The organism is Streptomyces sp. NBC_00775, assembly GCF_036347135.1.
GTDB lineage: Bacteria > Actinomycetota > Actinomycetes > Streptomycetales > Streptomycetaceae > Streptomyces > Streptomyces lutosisoli.
Genome location: NZ_CP108938.1, coordinates 7,844,662 through 7,867,988 on the forward strand (window position 1 = coordinate 7,844,662; position 23,327 = coordinate 7,867,988).

Below are 23,327 nucleotides of genomic sequence, written 5' to 3' on the forward strand. Positions count from 1 at the left end.
TGCCCGTCAGCCCGGCGGCCAATCCTCACACGATCGGATGAATGAACGCCGAAGAATGCGATGAGGTGCTTACGCTCCGCTACATTCGCGCCGTTCACGAGGCCATAAGGGCTGCTCACAGGCAATCCGGGCAAGTCGCAGAGACCCGGAAGGCAGGAGACCGCACCGCAGATGACGGAACGACCCGCGCAGCGCACCCCCAACCGACAGCTCGCCGCGCTCATCGCAGAAGCGGGGTTCTCCAACGCAGGTCTCGCCCGTCGCGTTGACCAGCTCGGCCTCGAACACGGACTCGATCTGAGATATGACAAGACATCGGTGACCCGGTGGCTGCGCGGGCAGCAGCCCCGGGGGACCACGCCCGCACTCATCGCCGAGGTGTTCACCCGCCGTCTCGGCCGCAGGCTCACCGCCCAGGACCTCGGGCTCGACGCGTGCGCCCCGGTGTACGCGGGGCTGGAGTTCGCGGCGACCCCCTCGGAGGCCGTCGACATCGTCAGCGGGCTGTGGCGCAAGGACTCCGGCAGCCACGCCGAGCTGCGCAAGATCGCCTTCACCCCCGCGGGACTCGTCGTCCCCAGCCGGGACTGGCTGATCGGGCGCGCCGACGACAAGGTCGGCCGCGGCGACCCGGGGCCCGCACGCGTCCCCGCCCAGGGACGCCCCGCCGTACCCCGGCAGCGCAGCCAGACCGAGCGCGGTCCCGGCCAGAAGGTCACCGGCGGCGACATCGCCGCACTGCGCTCGGTGGGCGAGCTCTTCCGCGCCCTCGACAACGCGTACGGCGGCGGCCACGCCCGCCAGGCCCTGGTCCGCTATCTGGAGCACGAGGCCGAGCCGATGCTGCGCGGCGCGTACGGCGAGCAGACCGGGCGGCGGCTGTTCTCCGCCGCCGCCGACCTCACCCGGCTCGCCGGCTGGACCTCGTACGACATCGCCGCGCACGGACTCGCGCAGCGGTACTTCGTCCAGGCGCTGCGGCTCTCCCAGGCGGCCGGGGACCGGGCGTACGGCTCCTACGTGCTGGTGACGATGAGCCGCCAGGCCGTCTACCTCGGCCATGGGCGGGAGGCCGTGCAGCTTGCGCGGGTCGCCCAGCAGGGCGTCGGATCGGCGGCGCCGTCCGTGGTGCAGGCGCTGCTGCACGCCGTCGAGGCGCGCGGGCACGGGGTGCTGGGCGAGGTACGCGCCTGCACGGCGTCCCTCGTCCGCGCCGAGCGCGCGCTGGAGGCGTCCCGGGCCGGCGACGAAGTCCCGTACTGGGCACGGTTCTTCGACGAGGCACAGCTCGCCGACGAGTTCGGGCACTGCCACCGCGACCTTCAGCAGTTCCGGGCCGCGGCGCAGCACGCCGAGCGCTCGCTGCAACTGCGGGCGCCCGGCTATGCGCGCAGCCGGCTGTTCTGCCGCGTGGTGCTCGCCTCGGCACGGCTCGGGCTCGGCGAGCTCGACCAGGCCTGCCAGTTGGGGGCGGAAGCCGCCGGACAGGCCGTGGAGATGAGGTCGGTACGGGCCATCGAGTACGTACGGGACTTCGAGAAGCGGCTGGAACCGTACAAGGACGCGGCGCCCGTACGCGGCTACCGGGACAAGGTGGCGGCGCTGGGCTGAGAGGGCGGCCCCGGAACGGGGCGGCTCAGGCGGCGGTCTCCAAGGGTTCGGCTAAGGGGGTCGGTTGGGCGCCCAGGTCCGCGAGCAGGGCGTGGGCGGCCCGGCGGGCCGAGTGGAGCGCCCCCTGGACCGTGCTGGTGTCCCGGTGGTCGCCGCACACGTACAGGCCCGCCAGGAGCCGTACAGGGCGGCGCAGATCGTGCGGCGGGGGCATCGCAGGGACCGCCTCGGGGTCGTGATGGACCGCGAGGAGTTCCCAGCGGTTGGTCGACGTCCCGTAGAGGCGGGCCAGTTGGGCGCGGACCGTCGCGTCCAGATGGGCCGCGGCCGGTGGTGTGCCCAGCACGGTCGAGGAGACGAGGGCGCGGCCCGCGGGGGCCCGCGTGGGGTCGACCTGGCTGATGACCGCGGTGTGCGCCACCGGGCCGCTCCGGTCGGCGTCCAGGAGCAGGGCCGGGTCGGTGAGCGGGGGCTCGTCCGTGGTGTGGTGCAGGACCGTCACCGGGTGGAAGTCGGGGACGTGCAGCCCCGGCAGCAGCTCGGCGGCGGCGCGGGCCCCGGTCGCCAGCAGGATGGCGCGACAGGTGAGTTCGCCGTGGTCCCTGGTCGTCACGGTGGTCGTGGAGACCGCGGTGACCTGGACGCCCGTGTGGACCGTGCCCGGCGGGAGGGTGGCCGCGAGGAGCTCCGGGAGCGTGTCCGCGCCGCCCTCCGGCAGACACAGGCGGCCCGTCGCGAAGGAGTGCAGGGCGAGATCCGCGCAGCGGCTGGACGTCCGCAGCGCCGGGTCGCAGAGGAGGGCCGCGAGAAGGGGGCGCAGAAATCCGTCGACGGTACGGGCCGGGAGCCCCCGGGTGGTCAACGCCTCCGCGGCGGTCAGGTCCGGGCGGGCGAGGACGCGGTCCGGTGCGGTGGCGGCGAGGCGGGCGAGCGCGGCGGCGAGACGGGACTGGTCGAGCGGGCCGCCGAGGGGGCCGGGGCGTGTGGTTGCGCGCTGGGGGCGGGGCAGGGGGAGGCGAGGGGCGCTCGCGAGGGCGCGCGCGGTGGTGAGTGCGCCCCTTGCGCTCCGGGGCGCGGTGGGGGCGGCGGCGCGGTGGTGGTGGCCGTCGCTGTGGAGCAGGACGCCGGGGGAGAACGTGCGCAGGGTCAGGGCCTCCAGGCCCGGGGTGCGGCGCAGTTCGGGATACGAGGTGGACAGGAGCCGGCCCACTCGGTCCAGCCGGAAGCCGTCGACTTTCTCCGTGGACATGCGGCCGCCGACGGTTGGGGCGGCCTCCAGGACGGTGGTCGTCAGACCCGCCCTGGTCAGATGTCGGGCGGCCGCGAGGCCGGCTATGCCGGCTCCCACGATGACGACGTCCACGTCTTCCGCTATCGCCGTGATGGTCGCGGCTTGGCGTGCGGGCTCTAGCACGTGCCCCTCCTCGAGGTTGCGCGGCCGGTGGGGACGTCATGCCCCCAACAGGCGTCTGGGATACCCGAGTTCGGGTTGAGGGTGTGGGGTGTCGACGGCTGGGGGGAAGTCGCGTGGTGGGCGTGCACGGGCGCATGGGGGTGCATATGCGGATCCCGGGGCGTGGTTTTTCTCGCCCCCGCCGCCCCTACCCGTCCCATCCCCAGGGGCTCTGCCCCTTCGCCCCCGTTGGGTTGTGTGTCGGGTGCGGGTGGGTGGGGGCTGGTGCAAAAGATTGCGCAGTTCCCCGCGCCCCTTTTAGGGGCGCGGGGAACTGCGCGAGCAACCCCCACCCACCCGCAGACGACTGTCTCTTAAGGGGCGCGGGGAACTGCGCAATCTTTTAGGGGGGGTCTGGGGGCGCAGCCCCCAGGAACGGGATGGGACGGGTAGGGGCGGCGGGGGCGAAAGAAGCCCCCTCAGGTCAAGGCCGCTCGGAGGGCTGACTCGATTGAGGGGAAGGCGAAGGTGAAGCCTGATTCGAGGAGGCGGGTGGGGAGGACGCGTTGGCTGCCGAGGATGTCGCTGGACATTTCTCCGAGGGCGAGGCGGAGAAGGGGGGCCGGAGTGGTGAAGAGGGTCGGGCGGTGGAGGACGCGCCCCATGGCCTCGGTGATCTCGCGGTTGGTGAGGGGATCGGGAGCCGTCAGGTTCACCGGGCCCGACAGGGACTCCGTTTCCATGAGGTGGCGGATCGCGGCCACTTCGTCGTGAAGGGAGATGAAACTCCAGTACTGGCGACCGTCCCCCATCCGCCCACCGAGCCCCGCCTTGAACAGCGGGAACAGCTTCCCCCAGGCCCCACCCTTGCCGGCCACCACCAGCCCGGTCCGGGGGAAGACCGTGCGGATCCCCGCCTCCTGGGCCGCCCCCGCCGCTTCCTCCCACTCCACACACAGGGCCGGGAGAAAACCGTCCCCGGGCGGCGCCGACTCGTCCACCGCCCGCCCGCCCGTATCGCCGTAGAAGCCGATCGCACTCCCGCTGACGAAGACCCCCGGCGGCTCCTCCAATGACGCCACCGCCTCCGCGAGCGTCGCCGTTCCCAGCACCCGGCTGTCCCGGATCTTCCGCTTGTACGCCTCCGTCCAGCGCCGCGAAGCGACCCCCGCCCCCGCGAGATTGACGACCGCCGCACAGCCGACGAGCCCCGCCGCGTCGATCCGCTGCGCGTCCGGATCCCACTGGACCTCGTTCTGCGCGCGGGGCGCACGGCGCACCAGGCGAACCACCTCGTGCCCGTCCGAGGTCAGGGAGCGCGTCAGCGCCGAGCCGATCAAGCCGGACGCACCGGCGATCGCGATGCGGGAACCGGGGGGAAGAGTCGAGTCGGTCATGGGTCCATCCTGCCCGGACGACCGGGGATATTTCGGGACGGGTCCCCGTACGGCCGTGGGGGAAAGTCGCGAGGGAAGTGGGGAAGCGGGGAAGCGGGGAAGCGGGGAAGCGGGGGAGCGGGGAGCGGGGAGCGGGGAAGTGTTTGGGAGTCCGGCCCCGGGACCGGCGCCCGTACCGGCACCCGTACCGGCCTCCTACATCCGCCGGGCAAATTCCCTGAGAGGTCCCATACCGCCGCCGTACAGTGATCCACATGCCAGCTCCGTACATACGTACCGCCACCCTCGACGACGAGGACGCGCTCGGTCGGCTCGACCGCGACACCTGGTCCCCGCTGCACGCCGTCATGCCGCGCCCCGAACCGCCGTACGACCCCTTCTACGGCGACCGGTTCGGCCCCCGGGACCATCTCGTCGCCGAGATCGACGGCGCGGTGGTCGGCTACATCCGGTTGGGATTTCCGACGCCTCTCGCCTCCAACTCCCATGTGCGCCAGATCCAGGGACTCGTCGTCGCCGACGAGACGCGCGGCGCCGGGGTCGGGCGTGCGCTGCTGCGGGGTGTGCTGGAGGAGGCCCGTCGGCAGGGCGCCCGGCGCATCACGCTGCGTGTCCTCGGGCACAACACCCCGGCGCGCAAGCTGTACGAGTCCGAGGGGTTCGTGGTGGAGGGGATCATGCCCGAGGAGTTCCTGCTCGACGGCGAGTACGTGGATGACGTACTGATGGGGCGTTCTCTCTGACCGGCCCCCACCGCCCCGCGCCTTGCCGGAGTGCTCTGGTCAGGCTTCGCCCTCGGCGAGCAACGGGCGCATTCCGCCCATGAGTTGACGCAGGCAGCGGACCGCCAGCTCGGCGGGTGAGCCCGGGCCCCCGGCCGTCGCGTCCGTCTCCGCCCAGGTCTCCAGGGCGACCCGGATCGCGGCGGTGGCCGCCGCGGCGGCGAGGCGCGCCTCCAGGGGGTCCGCGTCGGGGCCGGCCAGCCGGGCCACCACCGGGATCAGCCGTTCCTCCGACTCCTGGTTCACGCGGTACCAGACGGCCCGCAGCGCCGGATCGTCCACGGCCGCCCGCAGCAGTGCCCGGGTCTGCTGGAAGCCCTCCGCCGCGTGCTCGTCCGGGGCGGACAGCGACTCCTCGATCGCCTTCTCCAGCGCCTCGGGCAACGCCGTGCCCGGCTCCGTAGCCGCGAGCAGGGCGCGCCAGCGGTCGCCGCCGGCCGCGAGCAGGGGGCCCACGGCGTCCTGCTTGTTGCGGAAGTAGCGGTAGAAGGTGCGCAGCGCGACCCCGGCGCGGCGGGCGATGTCCTCCGCCGTGGTGCCGTCCGGGCCGTACTCCGTGAACAGCTCCGAGGCCGCGCGCGCGATGTCGAGCTGGGTCGCCGCCTTGCGCCGCTCGGTCAGGGAGAGGGCGGGGGGCTCGGGTGCGGGGGACGGCTGGCTGTTCACGGGAGAAAGCGTACGCCCGGCCAGGAGGGAGGGGCACGTTTCGACGTTATGGCAAAACGTGCCATGTAGGCGTACCGTGCATGCAGCATTGAGTATGTCGACGTCGAGAGACCGGTCAGGAGACCCCCGCTCGGAGAGACGTCGAGCGACCCACAGGGAGACACGCCATGAATCGCTACGAAGGACGCCGCGCGCTCGTCACCGGCGGCGGCTCCGGCATCGGCCAGGCCACCGTGCTGCGGATACTGGCGGAGGGCGGCCAGGTCGTCGCCGCCGACGTCAGCGAGGCTGGGCTCACGGACACCGTCGCCAAGGCGGGCGCCGGCGCCGGGCGGCTGACCACCGTCGTCGTGAACATCGCGGACGAGGCGTCCGTACGGGACGGGATCGCCCGGGCCGTAGGCGCCCTCGGCGGTCTCGACGTGCTCGTCAACGCGGCCGGCATCCTGCGCTCAGGTCACACCCACGAGACGACGCTCGCCGACTTCAACACGGTCATCGCCGTCAACCTGACCGGCACCTTCCTCATGATCCGCGAGGCGATACCGCACCTGCTGGACGGTCAGAGCCCCGCCGTCGTGAACTTCAGCTCCACCTCGGCGACGTTCGCGCACCCGTACATGGCGGCGTACGCGGCCTCCAAGGGCGGCATCCAGTCCATGACGCACGCCCTCGCGAGCGAGTACGGCAAGCAGGGCATCCGCTTCACCGCCGTACAGCCCGGTTCCATCTCGTCCGGCATGACCGACGGCTCAGGTGCCAGCGGGCAGAGCGTCGGCCCCGGTCTGCCCGAGGACACCGACTGGAGCCTGTTCGCCAAGCTCTCCCCGGCGCTCGGCCAGGGCTTCGCCGGACCGGAGACCGTGGCCGGCGTGGTCGCGATGCTCGCCTCCGAGGACGGCCGGTTCATCACCGGCACCGAGGTCCGCATCGACGGCGGCACCCACTTCTGAGGTGTCTGAGGCGTCTGAGGTGACCGTCAGTCCGTGACGAGGTCGCCCGTGTCGACCGGTGCGGTGGCGTTCGCGGCCTTCCGGGCGTCGCCCGCGACCTCGTTCGCCGTCAGGACGTAACCCGTCTCGTTGTCCGAGGTCGAGCGGGCGAAGACCACGCCGTACACCTTGCCGTCGGTGGTGAGGAGCGGGCCGCCCGAGTTGCCGGGACGGACGGTGGAGCGGATCGAGTAGATCTCGCGGGTGACGGTGTCCGTGTTGTAGATGTTCTGGCCCGTCGCGTTGATGCGGTTCGCGACGGTGGCCGCCTGGAGGTCGAGGCCGCCGTCCTGCGGATAGCCCGCCACCACCGCCGAGTCACCACGCGCGGCGCTGTCGTCGAAGCCGAGGACGGGTGCCCGCAGGCCCGGCACGTACAGCACCGCGACATCCTTCTGCGAGTCGAAGAGCACCACCCGCGCCTCGTACGGACGTCCGACCCCGCCCACCCGTACGGTCGGCCGGTCGATGCCCGCCACCACATGGGCGTTGGTCATCACATGCTCGGACGTATAGACGAAGCCGCTGCCCTCCCGCCCCTGGTTGCCCGCGACGCCCTCGACCTTCACGGTGCTCAGCTTGGCGGCGTTCGTCGCGGACGCCGTGACGCTGTCCCCGGAGGGCTTCGCGACGCTCGTCGCCGGCTCGTTCTCGAACGGGTTGAAGACCTGAGGGAAGCCCGCCTCCGTGAGCGCCGAGGTCGCCCGCGAGAACCAGGTGGGCGTGGTCTCCGGCATCGCGTTCTGGACCGCGCCCAGCAGCGCCGAGTTGCGGATCGACTGCGTCACCACGGTCGACGAGGACGCGCCCAGGACGCTCGCGGCCACCCAGGCCACCAGCAGCACGGCCAGCGTGTTCGCCGCGGCCCCGCCGATTCCGTCGGCCACCCGCAGCGGACCCCGGTCCAGCTCGCGGCGCAGCTTCAGCGCCAGCCGCCCCATCAGTTCGTGGCCCACCACGGCGGGCACGAGCACCGTCAGTACGGCCGTCACCGTCGCCCCCGGCGTCCCCGCCGTGACCAGGTCCATCATCCAGGGCAGCACCCATACGCCGATGACGGCGCCGCCCACGAAACCGGCCAGCGAGACACAGCCGGCGACCAGGCCGCGGCGGTAGCCGGACGCCGCGTAGACCAGGATCACCAGCATCAGCAGGAGGTCGAGCACGTCCACGGAGCCGCCTTTCTCTCGGGCCCCTTAGTACGCGTGGGGCGGGCCCAGTGATCAAGCACGCGCGCGTGTCCGGCCGGCGGCCGACCGGAGAGCTCCACACGTGCGTGGAACTGTAAAAACGTCCCGGACCGGGACGATGGTTCCACCAGGTGGCACACCACACATCGCGGATGTGGCGGATCGGGGCCAGGGTGAGTCCATGCGTGTCTTCCGGAAGACGCGGGGGGCACGACCGGGCGGTGCGGGGCGAGTGCCTCGTGCCGTGCGGCGGCTGTGGAGTTCGCGGCCGGCGTGGTTCCCGTGGCGTGTGCGGCTGCCGCGGGCGGTCCTGGTGGCGCTCGGGTGCGTGCCCGGGTTCGTCGCCGTGATGGCGCTGGTGATGTGCGCGGCCGGGGTGGACCGTACGGGGGCCCACCCCGCCCGGCCGCCGGTCGCCGCCCGGCCCGCCGTGGCCGTGCATCCGGCTGCCCGGCCGGCCATCGTGCCGCGGTCGCGCTGGCTGGACGCGGCGACCGCACGCGCGCACCCCCAGCCGGCACCCCGGTACGACGACCGGGTCGTCGCGATCTTCGTCCACCACACCGACTCGCCGAACGGGTACGCCTGCGCCGACGCGCCCCGCATCATCCGCTACCTCTACGCCGGCCAGACCGGCGCCCGGAACTGGGACGACATCGGCTACAACTTCCTCGTCGACCGCTGCGGGACCATTTACGAGGGGCGTGCGGGCGGGGTGGACCGGCCCGTCACCGGGGCGCACGCCCAGGGGTTCAACCATCGGACCGCCGGGGTCGCGGCCATCGGTACGTTCACGGCGGGTACGGAGGTGCCGCGGGCGATGACCAAGGCGATCGCGGCGCTGGCCGCGTGGAAGCTGGGGCTGTCCGGGGTTGATCCGCGGGCCGCGGTGCGGTTGGTGTCCAGCAACAGTCTCAGCCGGTTCCATGCGGGGACCGCTGCCATGCTGCCGACCGTGGCGGGGCACAACGACGGGTTCATGACCAGCTGCCCCGGTGCCGCGTTGACGGCCCGCCTTCCGGAGATCCGTGAGCTGGCCGCCCGGTTGCAGGGGCGTTGATCGCCCCCGCCGCCCCTACCCGTCCCATCCCGTTCCTGGGGGCTGCGCCCCCAGACCCCCCTCAAGATTGCGCCGTTCCTCGCGCCCCTGAATGCGTCTGCAGGCCCGGTGGGGGCTGGGCGCGCAGTTCCCCGCGCCCCTAAAAGACAAAAGACGACAGCACCCGAGGCGGGCTCACAGGGTTCCCCTAAGCGGCTCACCGATCACCCCGAGGCAGGCGTCATAGTGTCGTGGACACGCACTGACTGGAGGGTGGGGATCATGAGTAGCAGTCGTACCCAGAACACGAACAAGTCCGCGCGCGGACCCTGGGCGGTGGTCTGTGCGGTCGCGACGGTCGTGCTCGGTCCGGCCGCGGTCACCGCGTCCGCGCTCGACCAGGCCAACGCGGCGCCGATGCACCACGCGGTGAAGGCCGACCAGACGCAGGCGTACATCCCGTCGGACACGGGCCGCCGCAGGACGCTGGCGGCCTGAGGCTCAGCCCCTGAACCGTTCCCAGAGCTTGGGATAGCGCTCCGCGAGCGCGCCCTCGTTCTCGAAGTCGACCGGCGTGCCCTCGGGCTCCGCGGCGGCGGGCGGGATGCCCAGGTCGGGGGCGACGACGCCGGTGAGCTGTTCGTACGCCTCGTCCGCCGAGTAGCCCAGCTCCTCGCCGTCGCCGTCGATCTCCTCGTCGAAGTCCTCCAGGAGGTCGGAGAGCGAGTCGGGGTCGTGCACCGCGCCCTCGAAGACCTCCCGGCCCTGGCCGATCAGCCAGCACCGGAAGAAGTCGAACGCGTCGTCGCTGGCGCCGTCGAGCAGCACCCAGGCAGCGCCCCACAGATCCCAGCGATACGCGCGGTTGTAGCGGGCCTCGAAGTGCCGGGCGAAGTCGAGGACCATGTCCGGGTCCAACTGGACGAGTCGCTCGACGAGCAGGTCGGCCTGTTCCTCGGGGTCGCCCTCGGCGGCCTCGCGGGTCGTGTCCACCAGCTCCCAGAACTCCGTCTCGTCCATCACGGGTCAAGCATCGGGCCTGGACGGGAGGGACGCACGTGGAGTGGCGCAGATTGTTATGAGTGCACATGCCGAAGGTAAAACCACCGCGTTCGTACGCATTTCATTCTTGTGCGTTTCGGTGGTTCCCTCGTGCGTATTTCTCTCGTGCGCACTTCCACGGTGCCCTCACTCGTAGAGCGCCGCCAGCCGAGCCGCGTCCCCCGCGAAACGGTCACGCAGCCACGCCGGGGACAGCACCTCCACCTCCGGTCCGAGCCCCGTCAGCTGCGCATGGGCCACCTCCTCGGACTCGACGGGCAGGGTGACGGTCACCCAGCCCATGCCGTCCGGCGCGCCGCAGGCGGACAGCGCCTGTCTGGCCGACGCGGGATCAACGGCGTACGACAGTCTCCGCACGCCCTCCGGAGACAGCCGTACGACGACCTCCGCCCGCAGGATGGAGCGTGCGAACTCCTCGGCCCGCTCCTCCCAGAACCCGGGCAGATCGAACGTCTCGTCCCGGCCGAAGCGCTCCTCGCCCGGCGCGACGGCCGTGAACCGGTCGATCCGGTACACCCGGTACCCCCGGAAGGGCCCGGGCGAGGAACCCGGCTGGGCGACCTCGGCCACCCGCGCGCACAGGTACCAGACACCCGCCTTCAGCACGAGCCCGTACGGTTCGAGCACCCGCTCGACCTCGGCCTCCCCGCGACGGTAGCGCGCCGTGATCCGCCGGTCGTCCCACACCGCGTCCGCGACCGAGGGCAGCAGCTCGGGCGTCTCGGGTTCGCTGAACCAGGCGGGCGCGTCGAGATGGAACCGCTGCGCCGCCGTACGGGAAGCGTCCCGCAGGGAGGGGAGGAGGGCCGCGGACACCTTCAGGCGGGCCGCCGAGGCGGTGTCCTCCAGGCCCATCTCGCGCAGCGCCCCCGGCACCCCGCTCAGGAACAGCGCCTCCGCCTCGCCGCGGGCCAGTCCCGTCAGCCGCGTCCGGTATCCGCCGACCAGCCGGTATCCGCCGGCCCGCCCCCGGTCCGCGTACACCGGAACCCCCGCCTCCGACAGCGCCTGCGCGTCCCGCGTGATGGTCCGCTCGGACACCTCCAGCTCCCGCGCCAGCTCGGCGGCGGTCATCGACGGCCTCGACTGGAGCAGCAGCACCATCTTGATCAGGCGGGCAGCACGCATACGTTCATGATGCGGGGCACCACTGACAGCGCGGAGAACCGTGGCAGACGCCGAAGGGGCACGGCAGTTGCCGTACCCCTTCGCCGAACGAACCGGATCGATCCGAACCGAACCGGAACGAACCGAACGGACCTCAAGTCCTACAGGCCGTAGCGCTCCCGCGCTTCCTTCACCGCCGACGCCTTGACCTCACCGCGGCGGGCGAGCTGCGCCAGCGCCGCGACGACGATCGACTGGGCGTCCACGCCGAAGTGGCGGCGGGCCGCCTCACGGGTGTCGGAGAGGCCGAAGCCGTCCGCGCCCAGCGAGGAGTAGTCCTGCTCGACCCACTGCGCGATCTGGTCCGGGACCTGGCGCATGTAGTCGGAGACCGCGAGGACCGGGCCCTCGGCGCCCTGCAGCGCCTGGCGGACGAACGGCACCCGCTCCTCGCCGCGCAGCAGGGCCGCGTCGGCCTCCAGCGCGTCGCGGCGCAGCTCGGTCCAGGACGTCGCGGACCATACGTCCGCCGCCACACCCCACTCTTCGGCGAGCAGCTTCTGTGCCTCAAGCGTCCAGTGGATCGCCGTGCCGGAGCCCAGCAGCTGGATGCGCGGGGCGTTGGCGGCGGCCACGTTCACGCCCGCCGACTCGGCGGTGTTGAAGCGGTACAGGCCCTTGACGATGCCCTCGTCGATACCGAGGCCGGCCGGCTTGGCGGGCTGCGGCATCGGCTCGTTGTAGACCGTCAGGTAGTAGAAGACGTTCGGGTCCTCGCCCGGGGCCGCCTCGCCGTACATACGGCGCAGACCGTCCTTGACGATCGCCCCGATCTCGTACGCGAACGCCGGGTCGTAGGACAGCGCGGCCGGGTTGGTCGCCGCGATGACGGGGGAGTGGCCGTCGGCGTGCTGGAGGCCCTCGCCCGTCAGCGTCGTACGGCCGGCCGTGGCGCCGACGAGGAAGCCGCGGCCGAGCTGGTCGCCGAGCTGCCACATCTGGTCGGCCGTGCGCTGCCAGCCGAACATCGAGTAGAAGATGTAGAACGGGATCATCGCTTCGCCGTGCGTGGAGTACGCGGTGGACGCGGCGATGAAGTCCGCCATGGAACCGGCCTCGGTGATCCCCTCGTTGAGGATCTGGCCGTCCTTGGCCTCCTTGTAGTACATCAGCTGGTCGCGGTCGACCGGCTCGTACGTCTGGCCCTTGGGCGAGTAGATGCCGAGGGACGGGAAGAGGCTCTCCATGCCGAAGGTGCGCGCCTCGTCGGGGACGATCGGCACCCAGCGCTTCCCGGTCTGCTTGTCGCGGACCAGGTCCTTGACCAGGCGGACGAAGGCCATCGTCGTCGCCACGTTCTGCGTGCCGGAGCCCTTGTCGAAGGACGCGAACGTCTTGTCGGCGGGGGCGGGCAGCGGGGCGAGGGCGTGCGTACGGCGGGCCGGGGCCGGGCCGCCGAGGGCCGCGCGGCGCTCCTGGAGGTAACGGACCTCGGGGGCGTCGGCGCCCGGGTGGCCGTAGGGGACCTGGCCGTCGACGAACTGGCTGTCGGAGATGGGGAGTTCGAGCAGGTCACGCATCTGCTTGAACTCGTCCGTCGACAGCTTCTTCATCTGGTGGTTGGCGTTCTTGGACGCGAAGCCCGTGCCGAGCGTGAAGCCCTTGACCGTCTGGGCCAGGATCACCGTCGGCGCGCCCTTGTGGGCCAGGGCGGCGCGGTAGGCGGCGTACACCTTGCGCGACTCGTGGCCACCGCGGGAGAGGTGGAAGCACTCAAGGATCTTGTCGTCGCTGAGCAGCTTCGCCATCTCGACGAGCGCCGGGTCGGCGCCGAAGAAGTCCTGGCGGATGTAGGCGGCGTCGCGGGTCTGGTACGTCTGCACCTGCGCGTCGGGTACCTGGCGCAGGCGGCGTACGAGCGCGCCCGTGGTGTCGAGCTGGATCAGCTCGTCCCAGGCCGAGCCCCACAGCGACTTCACGACGTTCCAGCCGGCGCCGCGGAACTGGGCCTCCAGCTCCTGCACGATCTTGAAGTTCGCGCGGACCGGGCCGTCGAGGCGCTGCAGGTTGCAGTTGATGACGAAGGTCAGGTTGTCCAGACCCTCGCGGGAGGCGAGTGCGAGTGCCGCGGTCGACTCGGGCTCGTCCATCTCGCCGTCACCGAGGAACGCCCAGACGTGGGACTGCGAGACGTCCTTGATGCCGCGGTTGGTGAGGTAGCGGTTGAAGCGCGCCTGGTAGATGGCGGAGAGCGGGCCGAGGCCCATCGACACCGTCGGGAACTCCCACAGCCAGGGGAGGCGGCGCGGGTGCGGGTACGACGGCAGACCGTTGCCGCCGGACTCCTGACGGAAGCGGTCGAGGTGCTGCTCGCTCAGCCGGCCGTCGAGGAAGGCGCGGGCGTAGATGCCGGGGGAGGCGTGGCCCTGGATGTAGAGCTGGTCGCCGGACCCGTCGGCCTCCTTGCCCTTGAAGAAGTGGTTGAAGCCGGTCTCGTAGAGCCAGGCAGCCGAGGCGAAGGTGGCGATGTGGCCGCCCACGCCGTATTTGCTGCCCCGGCTCACCATCGCGGCCGCGTTCCAGCGGTTCCACGCGGTGATCCGGCGCTCCATCTCCTCGTCGCCGTCCACGGTGGGCTCGGCGGCGGTGGGGATGGTGTTGACGTAGTCCGTCTCAAGCAGCTTGGGCAGCGCGAGACCGTTGCCCTCGGCGCGTTCCAGTGTGCGGCGCATCAAGTACGCGGCACGGTGCGGCCCGGCCGCCTGGGTGACGGCGTCCAGGGAGGCCTGCCATTCGGCGGTCTCCTCGGGGTCGCGGTCCGGGAGCTGGTCGAGCTCGCTCGGCTGGATTGCGGTGGGGTCGGTCATTGCGCCGCCTTCCGGATGCGGAGGGGGGTTCCCTCATCGGTAAGGGGTTTTCGGGGTGCCCTTTGTCTTTGGCAGGACAGGGCGATGGGCTCTGGTGGGAGCCCGTCGGTGACTGTAACCCCCTGATCGATGATCGATCAAAGGGTTCACGCCGAAAACCTCTTCGTATCGCGAAAGTCGGCACGGGGTGCCTTCACGGCAGGCACCGGGTGCCTTGGATTCCCAGGGATTCTTCAGGGTTTTCCCAGGTGAGCGCATGTGTGCTCGGCTGCGCTCGGCTGTGTCGAGGCCGTGGCGCGCCGCCCGGCACGAGGTGCCTCGGCCGTGTCACGGGCGCGGCGCGCACCCCAGCACATGCGCCTTCACCAGGTCGGCGATCAGCGGATCCCGCCGCCGGAAGGCGTCCACGAGGGCCTCGTGCTCCTCCGCGTACGACTGCTGGACGGTCCCCAGCCAGCGGATCGACAGGGCCGTGAACACCTCGATGCCCAGCCCCTCCCAGGTGTGCAGCAGCACGGAGTTGTTGGCGGCCCGCACCAGCTCGCGATGGAAGCCCACGGTGTGCCGGACCTGACCGGTCCCGTCCGCCAGCCGGTCGGCCTCGTACAGCGCCGCGACATGCGGCTCCAGAGCCGAGCAGTCCTCGGCGAGCCGCTCGGCCGCCAGCTCGGCCGCGATGGCCTCAAGACCGGCTCGTACGGGGTAGCTCTCCTCCAGGTCGGCGGCTGTCAGGTTTCTCACCCGCACGCCCTTGTTCGGCGCCGACTCGATCAACCGCAGCGACTCCAGCTCGCGCAGCGCCTCCCGCACCGGGGTCTGGCTGACCTCCAGCTCGGTGGCGATCCGCCGCTCCACGATCCGCTCGCCCGGCTTCCAGCGCCCGCTGACGATCCCCTCCACGATGTGCTCGCGGATCTGTTCGCGCAGCGAGTGGACGACGGGCGCGGTCATGAAGGCTCCTTTGGGAGGGGTGCGGGAACCCCGAGGGCGTTTGACGTTTAGACAATAAGGCCGCACCCCGCTCCGTGAGAGGCGCACGGGGGCGCTTTCATGCAGGTGAGACGAGACTTACACGCTGTCAGAGTGCCCGCGCCTGTAAAGACCCGTACCGGGTACGGCCCGGAGGCGTCACGACCGTGTCACCCGTTGAACTGCCGAGCCCCCGTTACGTGTGGCCCCCTGCACAGGGTTCCCGCGCAGGGCGCCCTCGGGCACATCGGCGGGAACACCAGGGGGATGACATGAGCGGACGGGCACGGAAACGAGGGTTTCGCTGGGCGCTGGCGGCGGCCGCGGCCGGAGTGGTCGTGGGCATGACGGGCTGCCAGCCGATGGACACCGGGGCGGCCGTGAAGCCGAGCGGCGGCACCCCGTCCCACAGCGCCACCGCCGGCACCGGCTCGGCAGGCCCGGTGGGCTCGGCCGGGCAGCCCGCCGGCCCCGGCGGCGCCTGCGTCTTCGTCAAGCCGGACGGCGCCCAGAAGTTCGGCCACACCGGCTGGGGCTTCCGCATCACGGGCACCGACCGCTGGGAGTACGGCGCCGTCGAGAACCCGTCGAACGCCCTCTACACCCCGCCCGGCGGCGACATCGGCGCCTGGCACGCCGAGGGCTCGTACGCCCAGATGCTCAGCGACATGTCCCGCGACGCGCACTACCCCGGGAAGTCGACCCACCCGTACAGCCGCTACCGCTGCACCTCGTCATCGACCAGCGACGTGAACGGGGCCCGCGCGATGGTTCGTACGGTGGAGGGCCGCGGGTTCCTTGTCGGGGTCGACCCGGAGACGGGGGATCTGGGGTCGCGGGACTGCCTGGACGCGACGTACGACGTTTTGAAGGCGTACCGGACGCGGCACCTTACGCCTGCGTATCAGACGGAGATTCCGAATGTGTGGGTGGAGACGTTGGTGCTGTGGACGGACAAGGCGCTGACGCCTCGGTGAGGTCGCGGTGAGGACGGCTGTCCGGCCGCCCGGCCGTCCGGCTATGGCGGGGATTCCCCGGAGTTGGGGATCTTGGTTTTGCGGAACCGCCAGGGGAAGCCGCCGCCTCGGGGCTTGATGGGGGTGCGGGTGGGCGGGATGCGATACCCGGCGGCTACGAGGTGGAGGGCATCGGCGTAGGAGCCGGGGGCGGTGCTCACCTCTGGCAGGCAGCGCCGGTCCGCGCCGTACATCTCGGCCGCGCCTACGGCGATGCTGTGCGCCTTGCCGACCGAGCGGCCATGGGCGAGGGCGCTGTAGAGCGTGCGGGAGTAGTCGAGGCAGCCGGTGTCGGTGATCGGGCCGCCGGTGCCTATGACGCAGGGGACCGTCTCGGAGAGGAGCGCGGCCAGCTCGGAGGTCCAGCAGGCGCTGAGGACTACGAGCCGGAGGCCCTCCGCCACGAATTCGGTGAGCAGTTTGCACAGGCCTTGGTCGGAGACCGGGGCCTCTCCGCCGTCGTCGGTGAGGAAGCGGAGGCCGCCGCCGGGGGTGCCGCGGGCGGAGAAGTGCAGGACTGCGGGGGCGCCCCTGATCAGGCGGTCGGGCAGGTCTCGGGCTTGCACCGCTTGGAGGCTTTCGAGGGTGAGGGCGTGGCCGTATCGCCCGTGCGTGATGCTCTGCTGCATTTCCCGGTACTCCGCTCCGGCGTCCGGGTTCCGGGTACTCGGGGGGAGGCTGCCTGGACTACGAGGATCGTGGAGCGGGGGAGGGGTGGGGTGGTCATGGGGTGGTTGTTGTGGACAAGAGGCTTTGGAGGAGGGTGTTCAGGGCCGGGGCGTGTTGGGGGGAGCGGCCCATGAGGGTGGCGATTTCGGCGATGGCTCGGTCTCGGGCTGTGGGGTCGGGGGTGGGCCAGGGGGTGGGGTCGTAGGGGGCTTCGGCGAGGGCTGCGGAGATGGCCAGGTGGACTGTGCCGGTGAACTCGTCTTGGTGGATGAGGAGTTCGAGTAGGGCGCAGGCGTTGAGGAGTGTGGGGTTCGGGGCGGCTAGCAGCTGCTGGACTCGTTCGTTCAGGGGGGTGCGGTCCCTGACGTATTGGTAGGCGGTGGGGATTCCGTCTTCGCGGGCCAGGAGGAGGAGTGCGAAGTGGGCGGCGGATTCTGCGCTTTCGGTGTCGGTGTTGAGTAGTGCGAGGGCCTGGTCGTGCAGGAGATGCTCTGCGTGGTCCGAGAGGTGGGCCTGGGACTCATCCCAGGTAGGGGTGGTGATCCAGGAGCTGAGCAATTCTCGTGTGAGGTACGGACGGAAAGCGGCGTCTGGGGTGTTGGTTGTGGCGTCGTGGGCGACTCGGAGGTGTTGCTCGGCGGCTTCGTAGACCAGGGCGAGTTCCTCCAAGGCCAGGGCGGTTTCGGGGGACTGGAGGTGCGCAGAGTGTTCCTCCCAGAAGGCGCGGGCGGCTGCCCAGGTGGGGCAGTTGATCCACTCGATGGCGAGGTCGAGGGTGGCCTCGTGGAGCTTCAGCCATGCCGGGGGCTCTGCGCCGGTTGATGTGCGCCAGGAGTCATTGATCTGAGAGGCGGCGTCCGTGCTTGTGCGGCTGAGGTCGCGCAGCAGATGCCGGGCATTGAGAGCGGCGGGATCTGGGCCGGTGAGTGGGGGCGATGCGAGGAGTTCGATCAAGGAGCGAATTCCGGCATCGGGTTCTGTCTGTGTGAGTTGGAACTCCGCGCGCTGGACGGTGATCTGGCGCGCGGCGGCTGGGTGGGCACCTAGGGACTGTTCTGCCTGGGTGAAGGCGGTAAGCGCTTCGTCAACGGGGGCGATGGCGGCGAGGTTGTTGAGGGAGGTGGCGAGGTTGGGGAGGTAGGCGGCGGGGTTGGTTTCGGCGAGGGTTCGGCGGATGGTGACGGCTTGGGTGCTGGTGGTGAGTGCGGTTTGTCGGTCTCCGGTCTCGCTCTGGCGATTGGAGAGGTTGTTGAGGGAGGCGGCGAAGTTGGGGAGGTAGGCGGCGGGGTTGGTTTCGGCGAGGGTGCGGTAGAGGTCGGTGGCTTGGGTGCTGGTGGTGAGTGCGGTTTGTCGGTCTCCGGTCTCGCTCTGGATGCTGGCGAGGTTGTTGAGGGAGGTGGCGAGGGCGGGGAGGTAGGCGGAGGGGTTGGTTTCGGCGAGGGTGCGGCGGATGGTGACGGCTTGGTTGATGGTGGTGAGTGCGGCTTGTCGGTTTCCCGTCTCGCTCTGGCGATTGGAGAGGTTGTTGAGGGACAAGGCGAGGTTGGGGAGGTAGGTGGCGGGGTTGGTTTCGGCGAGGGTGCGGTAGAGGTCGGTGGCTTGGGTGCTGGTGGTGAGTGCGGCTTGTCGGTCTCCGGTCTCGCTCTGGATGTTGGCGAGGTTGTTGAGGGAGGTGGCAAGGGCGGGGAGGTAGGCGGCGGGGTTGGTTTCGGCGAGGGTGCGGCGGATGGTGACGGCTTGGGTGCTGGTGGTGAGTGCGGCTTGCCGGTTTCCGGTCTCGCTCTGGTAGACGGCGAGGTTGTTGAGGGAGGTGGCGAGGTTGGGGAGGTAGGTGGCGGGGTTGGTTTCGGCGAGGGTGCGGTAGAGGTCGGTGGCTTGGGTGCTGGTGGTGAGTGCGGTTTGTCGGTCTCCGGTCTCGCTCTGGATGCTGGCGAGGTTGTTGAGGGAGGCGGCGAGGTCGGGGAGGTAGGCGGCGGGGTTGGTTTCGGCGAGGGTGCGGCGGATGGTCACGGCTTGGGCGCTGGTGGTGAGTGCGGCTTGCCGGTTTCCGGTCTCGCTCTGGTAGACGGCGAGGTTGCTGAGGGAGCCGGCGAGGTCGGGGAGGTAGGCGGCGGGGTTGGTTTCGGCAAGCGCGCGGTAGAGGTCGGTGGCTTGGGTGCTGGTGGTGAGTGCGGTTTGTCGGTCTCCGGTCTCCCTCTGGCTGCTGGCCAGGTTGTTGAGGGAGTTGGCGAGGTTGGGGAGGTAGGCGGCGGGGTTGGTTTCGGCGAGGGTGCGGCGGATGGTGACCGCTTGGGTGATGGTGGTGAGTGCAGCTTGTCGGTTTCCGGTCTCGCTCTGGCGATTGGAGAGGTTGTTGAGGGACAAGGCGAGGTCGGGGAGGTAGGCGGCGGGGTTGGTTTCGGCGAGGGTGCGGTAGAGGTCGGTGGCTTGGGTGCTGGTGGTGAGTGCGGCTTGTCGGTTTCCGGTCTCGCTCTGGATGGTGGCGAGGTTGTTGAGGGACAAGGCGAGGTTGGGGAGGTAGGTGGCGGGGTTGGTTTCGGCGAGGGTGCGGTAGAGGTCGGTGGCTTGGGTGCTGGTGGTGAGTGCGGCTTGTCGGTCTCCGGTCTCGCTCTGACTGCTGGCGAGGTTGTTGAGGGAGGCGGCGAGGTCGGGGAGGTGGGCGGAGGGGTTGGTTTCGGCAAGGGTGCGGCGGATGGTGACCGCTTGGTTGATGGTGGTGAGTGCGGCTTGTCGGTCTCCGGTCTCGCTCTGGAAGACGGCGAGGTTGTTGAGGGAGCCGGCGAGGTCGGGGAGGTAGGCGGCGGGGTTGGTTTCGGTAAGGGACCGATAAAGGTCAGACGCCTCCCGGGACGGCGCGAGCGCCTGCTCCCGCTGTCCCGCTTTCGAAAGCGAGACCGCCAGCCCACCCAAAGCCCTCGCCAGATCCGGCCAGAACACCTCCCCCCGCAGCTCCACAAGTTCACGCACCAACGCGATACCCCTGCCTCCCGCCATAGCTGCGTGCTCTGAAAGCGACCCCCGCAGATAGGGATTCGCATGCTCAAGAACCGACGCGTCCTCGCTCTGTTGCCGCAGAAGATCCACGAACGCACGAGCCACGCGGAACGCAGGCCCCGGCTGCCCCTCCGCACGCGGCCCAGCGGACACCCCCCGCAGATGCTCGATGAACTCCCGGTGGTAAAGCCGATATACGGCCTGCACGCCATCGCTGTCCTCGATGACATACCGCCCGTAGCAGTTGAGCAGCCAGTCCAGATCCTCCCGCCCATAGACAGTCCCGGCCGTACTGAGCGCGGTGGCCGCCGCCTCCCACACCCCCCTGGCGGGCATGCCATTCCCAGTGCCCCAGGCGAGCGCGGTCAGCAGATCCTGCGCGGCGTGTGGGAGGGCCTCCCCGTCCCGCTCCAGCTTCGGCCCGGCGGCCAGGTCTTCCGTGAACGCAGCCGAAATGGACGCCGGAAGGCTCTGTTCCCACTCCTCGGCGCCGGTCTCGGGGAAGTGCCTGATCACGGAATCGATCGCCATCTGGGCGAACAGGAACCCCCCATGGCTCACGGAGGCCCGTCGCTTGATCAGCTCGGCGGCCTCATTGGGCAGGCCAGTACCCCGGAGGCGACGGCGGGCGTACTCCGCGATGTCGTTCCCCGTGTCCGCCTCGCCGTCCAGGCCGACCGCGCGCGCCCGAACCCCCAGGACACGACTGATCGCCTGATCCAGCGGTTCCCCGGCCTCCTCGGCTCCAGGATTGAACGGCCGGTCCCGAGAAGCCAGCAGGACGCACGACATGCGGCTGAGCGGAGCCAGCAGCTGTTCGACGATCGGGCCGGCCTGGTCCGAGGCGGCCTCGTCCAGACCGTCCAGGACAAGGACCGGCGGCCGACCGGAGGCGGGCCACTCCCGCTCCACATCGGCGATCAAGGCGGCCGGAGTCTCGGGAGCGTCCAGCTTCAGTTCCCGGGCGATGGCCTCCGCGAGCTGCTGGACCGTGAGGCCCCGCAGATGCAGGGAGCCGTGCACCGTGCCCACTCCCGGATCCGGATCGTCTTCGCGGAGGGCGCCGTGTTTCTTGATGTCGGCCCGGTGTACTCGGTCGGCGAGGGTCGAGATCCTCCCCAACACGGCCGACTTGCCGCTGCCCGCGCTCCCCGTGACCAGGAACAACCCCGGCTCCCTGGCCTTGCACCAGTCGACGATCTCCCTGAGCACCCGCCGGCGTCCGCTGAAGAACCAGCCCTCCTCGACACGGGCCACCCCGCGTGCCGCCCTGACCAGGTGCTCCACGAGCTCCGGCTCGGGCTTTTCCTTCTTCTTGCGCGGGTTGCTGAACATCGGTCGGTCCCGTCCGAGGAAAGCGGGAATCGGAAGCTGGCCCTCGTCCTCCGGCCACTGGTCGAGGGCGGCCTGGATGACCGCGGATCCGGTGATCTGCCCGTTCCGGGGGCTCCATTCGTGGCGGTAGCTCTTGGTCCGGGGGCCGTCGCGCAGGACCTCGGCCACGGTCTCCAGCAGGACGCCGCGCCCCTCGGCCTTCTCCTGCGGGCGGCAGCTCGCGACGACCCCGAGCCAGTTCGACCGGCCCGGTGGCAGAGTCTTGGCGGCCAGATCGGCCAGCGCCTCGTCCAGGGATGCCATGACTCCTGCCCCCGAGTAACAGGTGTCGATGAGCAGCAGAATCTGGTCCGCACCGCTGCGCAGCGCGACGGACGTGAGTGTGTCCATCCCGTAGGTCTGCTCGGAATCCTTGATGTCGAGCGTGTCGTGCACGATCAGGCGAAGCTTGTCGTTGCGGAGCTGTCCGTGCCCCGACCACAACACAATCGCCGGCCCGTTCCCGCCCTGCTCTTTCCACCCCTTCCGCCAGGCATCCACCGAGACCTTGAGGCCATCGCGGCGCGGGTCCTCCACCACGGTCGGCGTATACCCGTACCCCTCCAGCAACGCGCAAAGGCTGGTCAACTGCTCCGCCGCGTGGGTCAGTTCGGGGAACTTCGTGCTCTCGTACCGCTGAACCACCACGCCAAGAACAGTCCCCTGAACCGGCTCGACCCGCTGCTCACTCACCCGACTCACCCACCAACGTCAGCGCGGTGACCGTAGACTCCGCGCGCCCCTCCACCCGTACCGCCAGCCGATAGGCCCCACCCTCCGGAGCGGGGAAACTCCCCTGATAGCGCCCGCCCCCAAGGTTCCGCAGAGACCGGGACGCCCCGTCCCGCCGGCCCGCGGGCTTCAGCTCCGCCACGACCAGCAGCTCGTCGTGCCCCTCCACGTCACCCGGCACCGAAACCCGCACCTCATACGGCACCCCGTGCTCCAGCAGGGACGGAGCCAGCACGCTCAGCGGAGGCACATCCTCGTCCTCCGGGCCCCGGTGGAAGGGAGGCTCCTGCCCGAGCCAGCCCCAGATCGCGTCGCGCACGCCGCGGTTGTTCTGCAGGGAGCCGTGCTGCTCGTTGGGGGTGAAGGCCGTGGCTGTCAGCGATCCTGTGCCGGCGGCGTTGGCCGGGCGGGCCGAGAGGCGGGGGACGGTGCCGTCGCCGCCCTCGTCGACGCCGGCGATGTCCCACGCGGGGACCAGCAGACCGCCGGCGTACACACCCGTGGTCGCCGTCGGCTGACGTACGCCTACGACCGCGACCAGGTCGGTACGGGCATCACGGCCGGGCGCCTCCGCCGCTTGACGCAGTTCGGCGTGGAAGCGGGCCGCGTCCTCCAGGAGCTTGGTGTCGGGGCCGGGCAGGCCGGTCAGGTCGCGTGCGTAAGCGAGTTCGTGCCCGTCCGCCGTCGAAACACACGCGTAGTCCGGCGCGAGCTGGTGCAGTGAGGGGAGTGAGCGCGCGAAGCCGGTGAGGTCGACGCCGAACAGGCCCCAGCCCTTGCGCAGGCCGTTGACCAGATGGACGAGGGCGTCGAGTGAGCCGCGATGCGGGGTGCCGAGGGTGATGAGGCGGCGGGTGGTCTCGTACCCGCGCAGGCATTCCACGTAGTGGCGGGCCACCAGTCCGCCCATGGAGTGACAGAGGAACACGACCTGCGCGTCGGCGCGCTCCGGTGCCGAGGAGCGCCAGCGTTCCAGTTCCTCCGCGACGCGTTTCCGCAGGCGGTGGGCGTTGTACCGGCAGGACAGCCGCCAGTCGTACCCGAACTCGACCAGGTTCGCCGCCGTACCCGGCGGGTCGTTCGGCAGTCGGCGACGCAGGGTGAAGTTCTGCTCCAGGAACCCCAGCAGGTCGGTGTAGCCGTCGACGGGGTGCCAGATGCCCGGGATCGCGTGGAGGTCGGGCATGACGCCGACGGGACGTACGCCGTCGCCGGGGTGGTCGTCACCGGTATCGGCGGGTAACCGCAGTCCCTTGACCGACTTCCCGAAGGTGCGAAGGGCCCGCCACAGGGCACCGCCCGACAGATCCCAGATGGCGGCGCCGTCGGCGTCCGCGAGCCGGGTCCCCATGATGCCCGGCAGAAACACGACAAGGTCAGTGACAGGTGCGCGCTTCATGCGGCTCCCCCCGTTGCGTGAACCGCTGCGGCCTGAACCCGCCCGTGGGACGGCCGCATGTGAACTGA

Annotated in this window: 17 protein-coding genes; 6 read left to right on the plus strand and 11 right to left on the minus strand. The window is 70.7% G+C overall.

Going from position 1 to position 23,327, the window contains the following annotated elements; genetic code table 11:
• The first annotated feature begins 171 nt into the window (after positions 1–171).
• Positions 172–1,611, plus strand: coding sequence for a regulator (locus tag OIC96_RS34850; RefSeq protein ID WP_330304029.1), 1,440 nt, complete (start codon positions 172–174; stop codon positions 1,609–1,611).
• A gap of 25 nt (positions 1,612–1,636) precedes the next feature.
• On the opposite strand, the gene OIC96_RS34855 is transcribed toward OIC96_RS34850, so the two are convergent.
• Positions 1,637–3,025, minus strand: coding sequence for an NAD(P)/FAD-dependent oxidoreductase (locus OIC96_RS34855; RefSeq protein WP_330304028.1), 1,389 nt, complete (start codon positions 3,023–3,025; stop codon positions 1,637–1,639).
• A gap of 458 nt (positions 3,026–3,483) precedes the next feature.
• Positions 3,484–4,401, minus strand: a complete 918-nt coding sequence (locus tag OIC96_RS34860) for a TIGR01777 family oxidoreductase (protein ID WP_330304027.1) — start codon at positions 4,399–4,401, stop codon at positions 3,484–3,486.
• Between the two features lie 254 nt (positions 4,402–4,655).
• Here OIC96_RS34860 and OIC96_RS34865 point away from each other — a divergent pair, with 254 nt between their 5' ends.
• Positions 4,656–5,144 carry a GNAT family N-acetyltransferase gene (locus OIC96_RS34865; protein ID WP_330304026.1) on the plus strand — a complete coding sequence of 163 codons (489 nt, stop codon included), beginning with the start codon at positions 4,656–4,658 and terminating at the stop codon, positions 5,142–5,144.
• A gap of 39 nt (positions 5,145–5,183) precedes the next feature.
• Here the strand turns inward: OIC96_RS34865 and OIC96_RS34870 are convergent, their stop codons facing one another.
• A complete protein-coding gene (locus OIC96_RS34870; protein ID WP_330304025.1) occupies positions 5,184–5,849 on the minus strand; it encodes a TetR/AcrR family transcriptional regulator in 666 nt (221 codons plus the stop codon).
• Positions 5,850–6,016: 167 nt separating this feature from the next.
• On the opposite strand from OIC96_RS34870, the gene OIC96_RS34875 reads away from it, so the two are divergent.
• The gene (locus OIC96_RS34875; protein WP_330304024.1) at positions 6,017–6,802 is read left to right on the plus strand and encodes an SDR family NAD(P)-dependent oxidoreductase; all 786 of its coding nucleotides are present in this window, start codon (positions 6,017–6,019) and stop codon (positions 6,800–6,802) included.
• Positions 6,803–6,828: 26 nt separating this feature from the next.
• Here OIC96_RS34875 and OIC96_RS34880 read toward each other — a convergent pair whose 3' ends face one another.
• Positions 6,829–8,013: a MarP family serine protease gene (locus OIC96_RS34880; protein ID WP_330304023.1), complete on the minus strand. Its 1,185-nt coding sequence runs from the start codon at positions 8,011–8,013 to the stop codon at positions 6,829–6,831.
• A 367-nt stretch (positions 8,014–8,380) separates the two neighbouring features.
• Here OIC96_RS34880 and OIC96_RS34885 point away from each other — a divergent pair, with 367 nt between their 5' ends.
• A complete protein-coding gene (locus tag OIC96_RS34885) occupies positions 8,381–9,091 on the plus strand; it encodes a peptidoglycan recognition protein family protein (RefSeq protein WP_330310063.1) in 711 nt (236 codons plus the stop codon).
• A gap of 261 nt (positions 9,092–9,352) precedes the next feature.
• The gene (locus tag OIC96_RS34890; protein ID WP_330304022.1) at positions 9,353–9,568 is read left to right on the plus strand and encodes a hypothetical protein; all 216 of its coding nucleotides are present in this window, start codon (positions 9,353–9,355) and stop codon (positions 9,566–9,568) included.
• Between the two features lie 3 nt (positions 9,569–9,571).
• On the opposite strand, the gene OIC96_RS34895 is transcribed toward OIC96_RS34890, so the two are convergent.
• The 4 genes from OIC96_RS34895 to OIC96_RS34910 all read right to left on the minus strand — a co-directional run bounded on the left by OIC96_RS34895 (position 9,572) and on the right by OIC96_RS34910 (position 15,057).
• Positions 9,572–10,090, minus strand: a complete 519-nt coding sequence (locus OIC96_RS34895; RefSeq protein ID WP_330310062.1) for a DUF4240 domain-containing protein — start codon at positions 10,088–10,090, stop codon at positions 9,572–9,574.
• Between the two features lie 168 nt (positions 10,091–10,258).
• Complete coding sequence (locus OIC96_RS34900; protein WP_330304021.1) at positions 10,259–11,260, minus strand: helix-turn-helix transcriptional regulator; 1,002 nt, start codon at positions 11,258–11,260, stop codon at positions 10,259–10,261.
• 140 nt (positions 11,261–11,400) lie between these two features.
• Positions 11,401–14,106 (minus strand): pyruvate dehydrogenase (acetyl-transferring), homodimeric type, encoded by a 2,706-nt coding sequence (gene aceE, locus OIC96_RS34905; RefSeq protein WP_330304020.1) that lies wholly within the window; start codon positions 14,104–14,106, stop codon positions 11,401–11,403.
• 327 nt (positions 14,107–14,433) lie between these two features.
• Positions 14,434–15,057 (minus strand): GntR family transcriptional regulator, encoded by a 624-nt coding sequence (locus OIC96_RS34910; RefSeq protein ID WP_327428140.1) that lies wholly within the window; start codon positions 15,055–15,057, stop codon positions 14,434–14,436.
• A 290-nt stretch (positions 15,058–15,347) separates the two neighbouring features.
• Between OIC96_RS34910 and OIC96_RS34915 the strand changes: the two genes are divergently transcribed.
• Complete coding sequence (locus OIC96_RS34915) at positions 15,348–16,052, plus strand: hypothetical protein (protein WP_330304019.1); 705 nt, start codon at positions 15,348–15,350, stop codon at positions 16,050–16,052.
• A 41-nt stretch (positions 16,053–16,093) separates the two neighbouring features.
• On the opposite strand, the gene OIC96_RS34920 is transcribed toward OIC96_RS34915, so the two are convergent.
• The 3 genes from OIC96_RS34920 to OIC96_RS34930 form a co-directional block, all read right to left on the minus strand.
• Positions 16,094–16,720: a hypothetical protein gene (locus OIC96_RS34920; RefSeq protein WP_330304018.1), complete on the minus strand. Its 627-nt coding sequence runs from the start codon at positions 16,718–16,720 to the stop codon at positions 16,094–16,096.
• 94 nt (positions 16,721–16,814) lie between these two features.
• The gene (locus tag OIC96_RS34925; protein WP_330304017.1) at positions 16,815–21,776 is read right to left on the minus strand and encodes an AAA family ATPase; all 4,962 of its coding nucleotides are present in this window, start codon (positions 21,774–21,776) and stop codon (positions 16,815–16,817) included.
• Positions 21,777–21,813: 37 nt separating this feature from the next.
• Positions 21,814–23,259, minus strand: coding sequence for an esterase/lipase family protein (locus tag OIC96_RS34930; protein ID WP_330304016.1), 1,446 nt, complete (start codon positions 23,257–23,259; stop codon positions 21,814–21,816).
• Positions 23,260–23,327 lie beyond the last annotated feature (68 nt).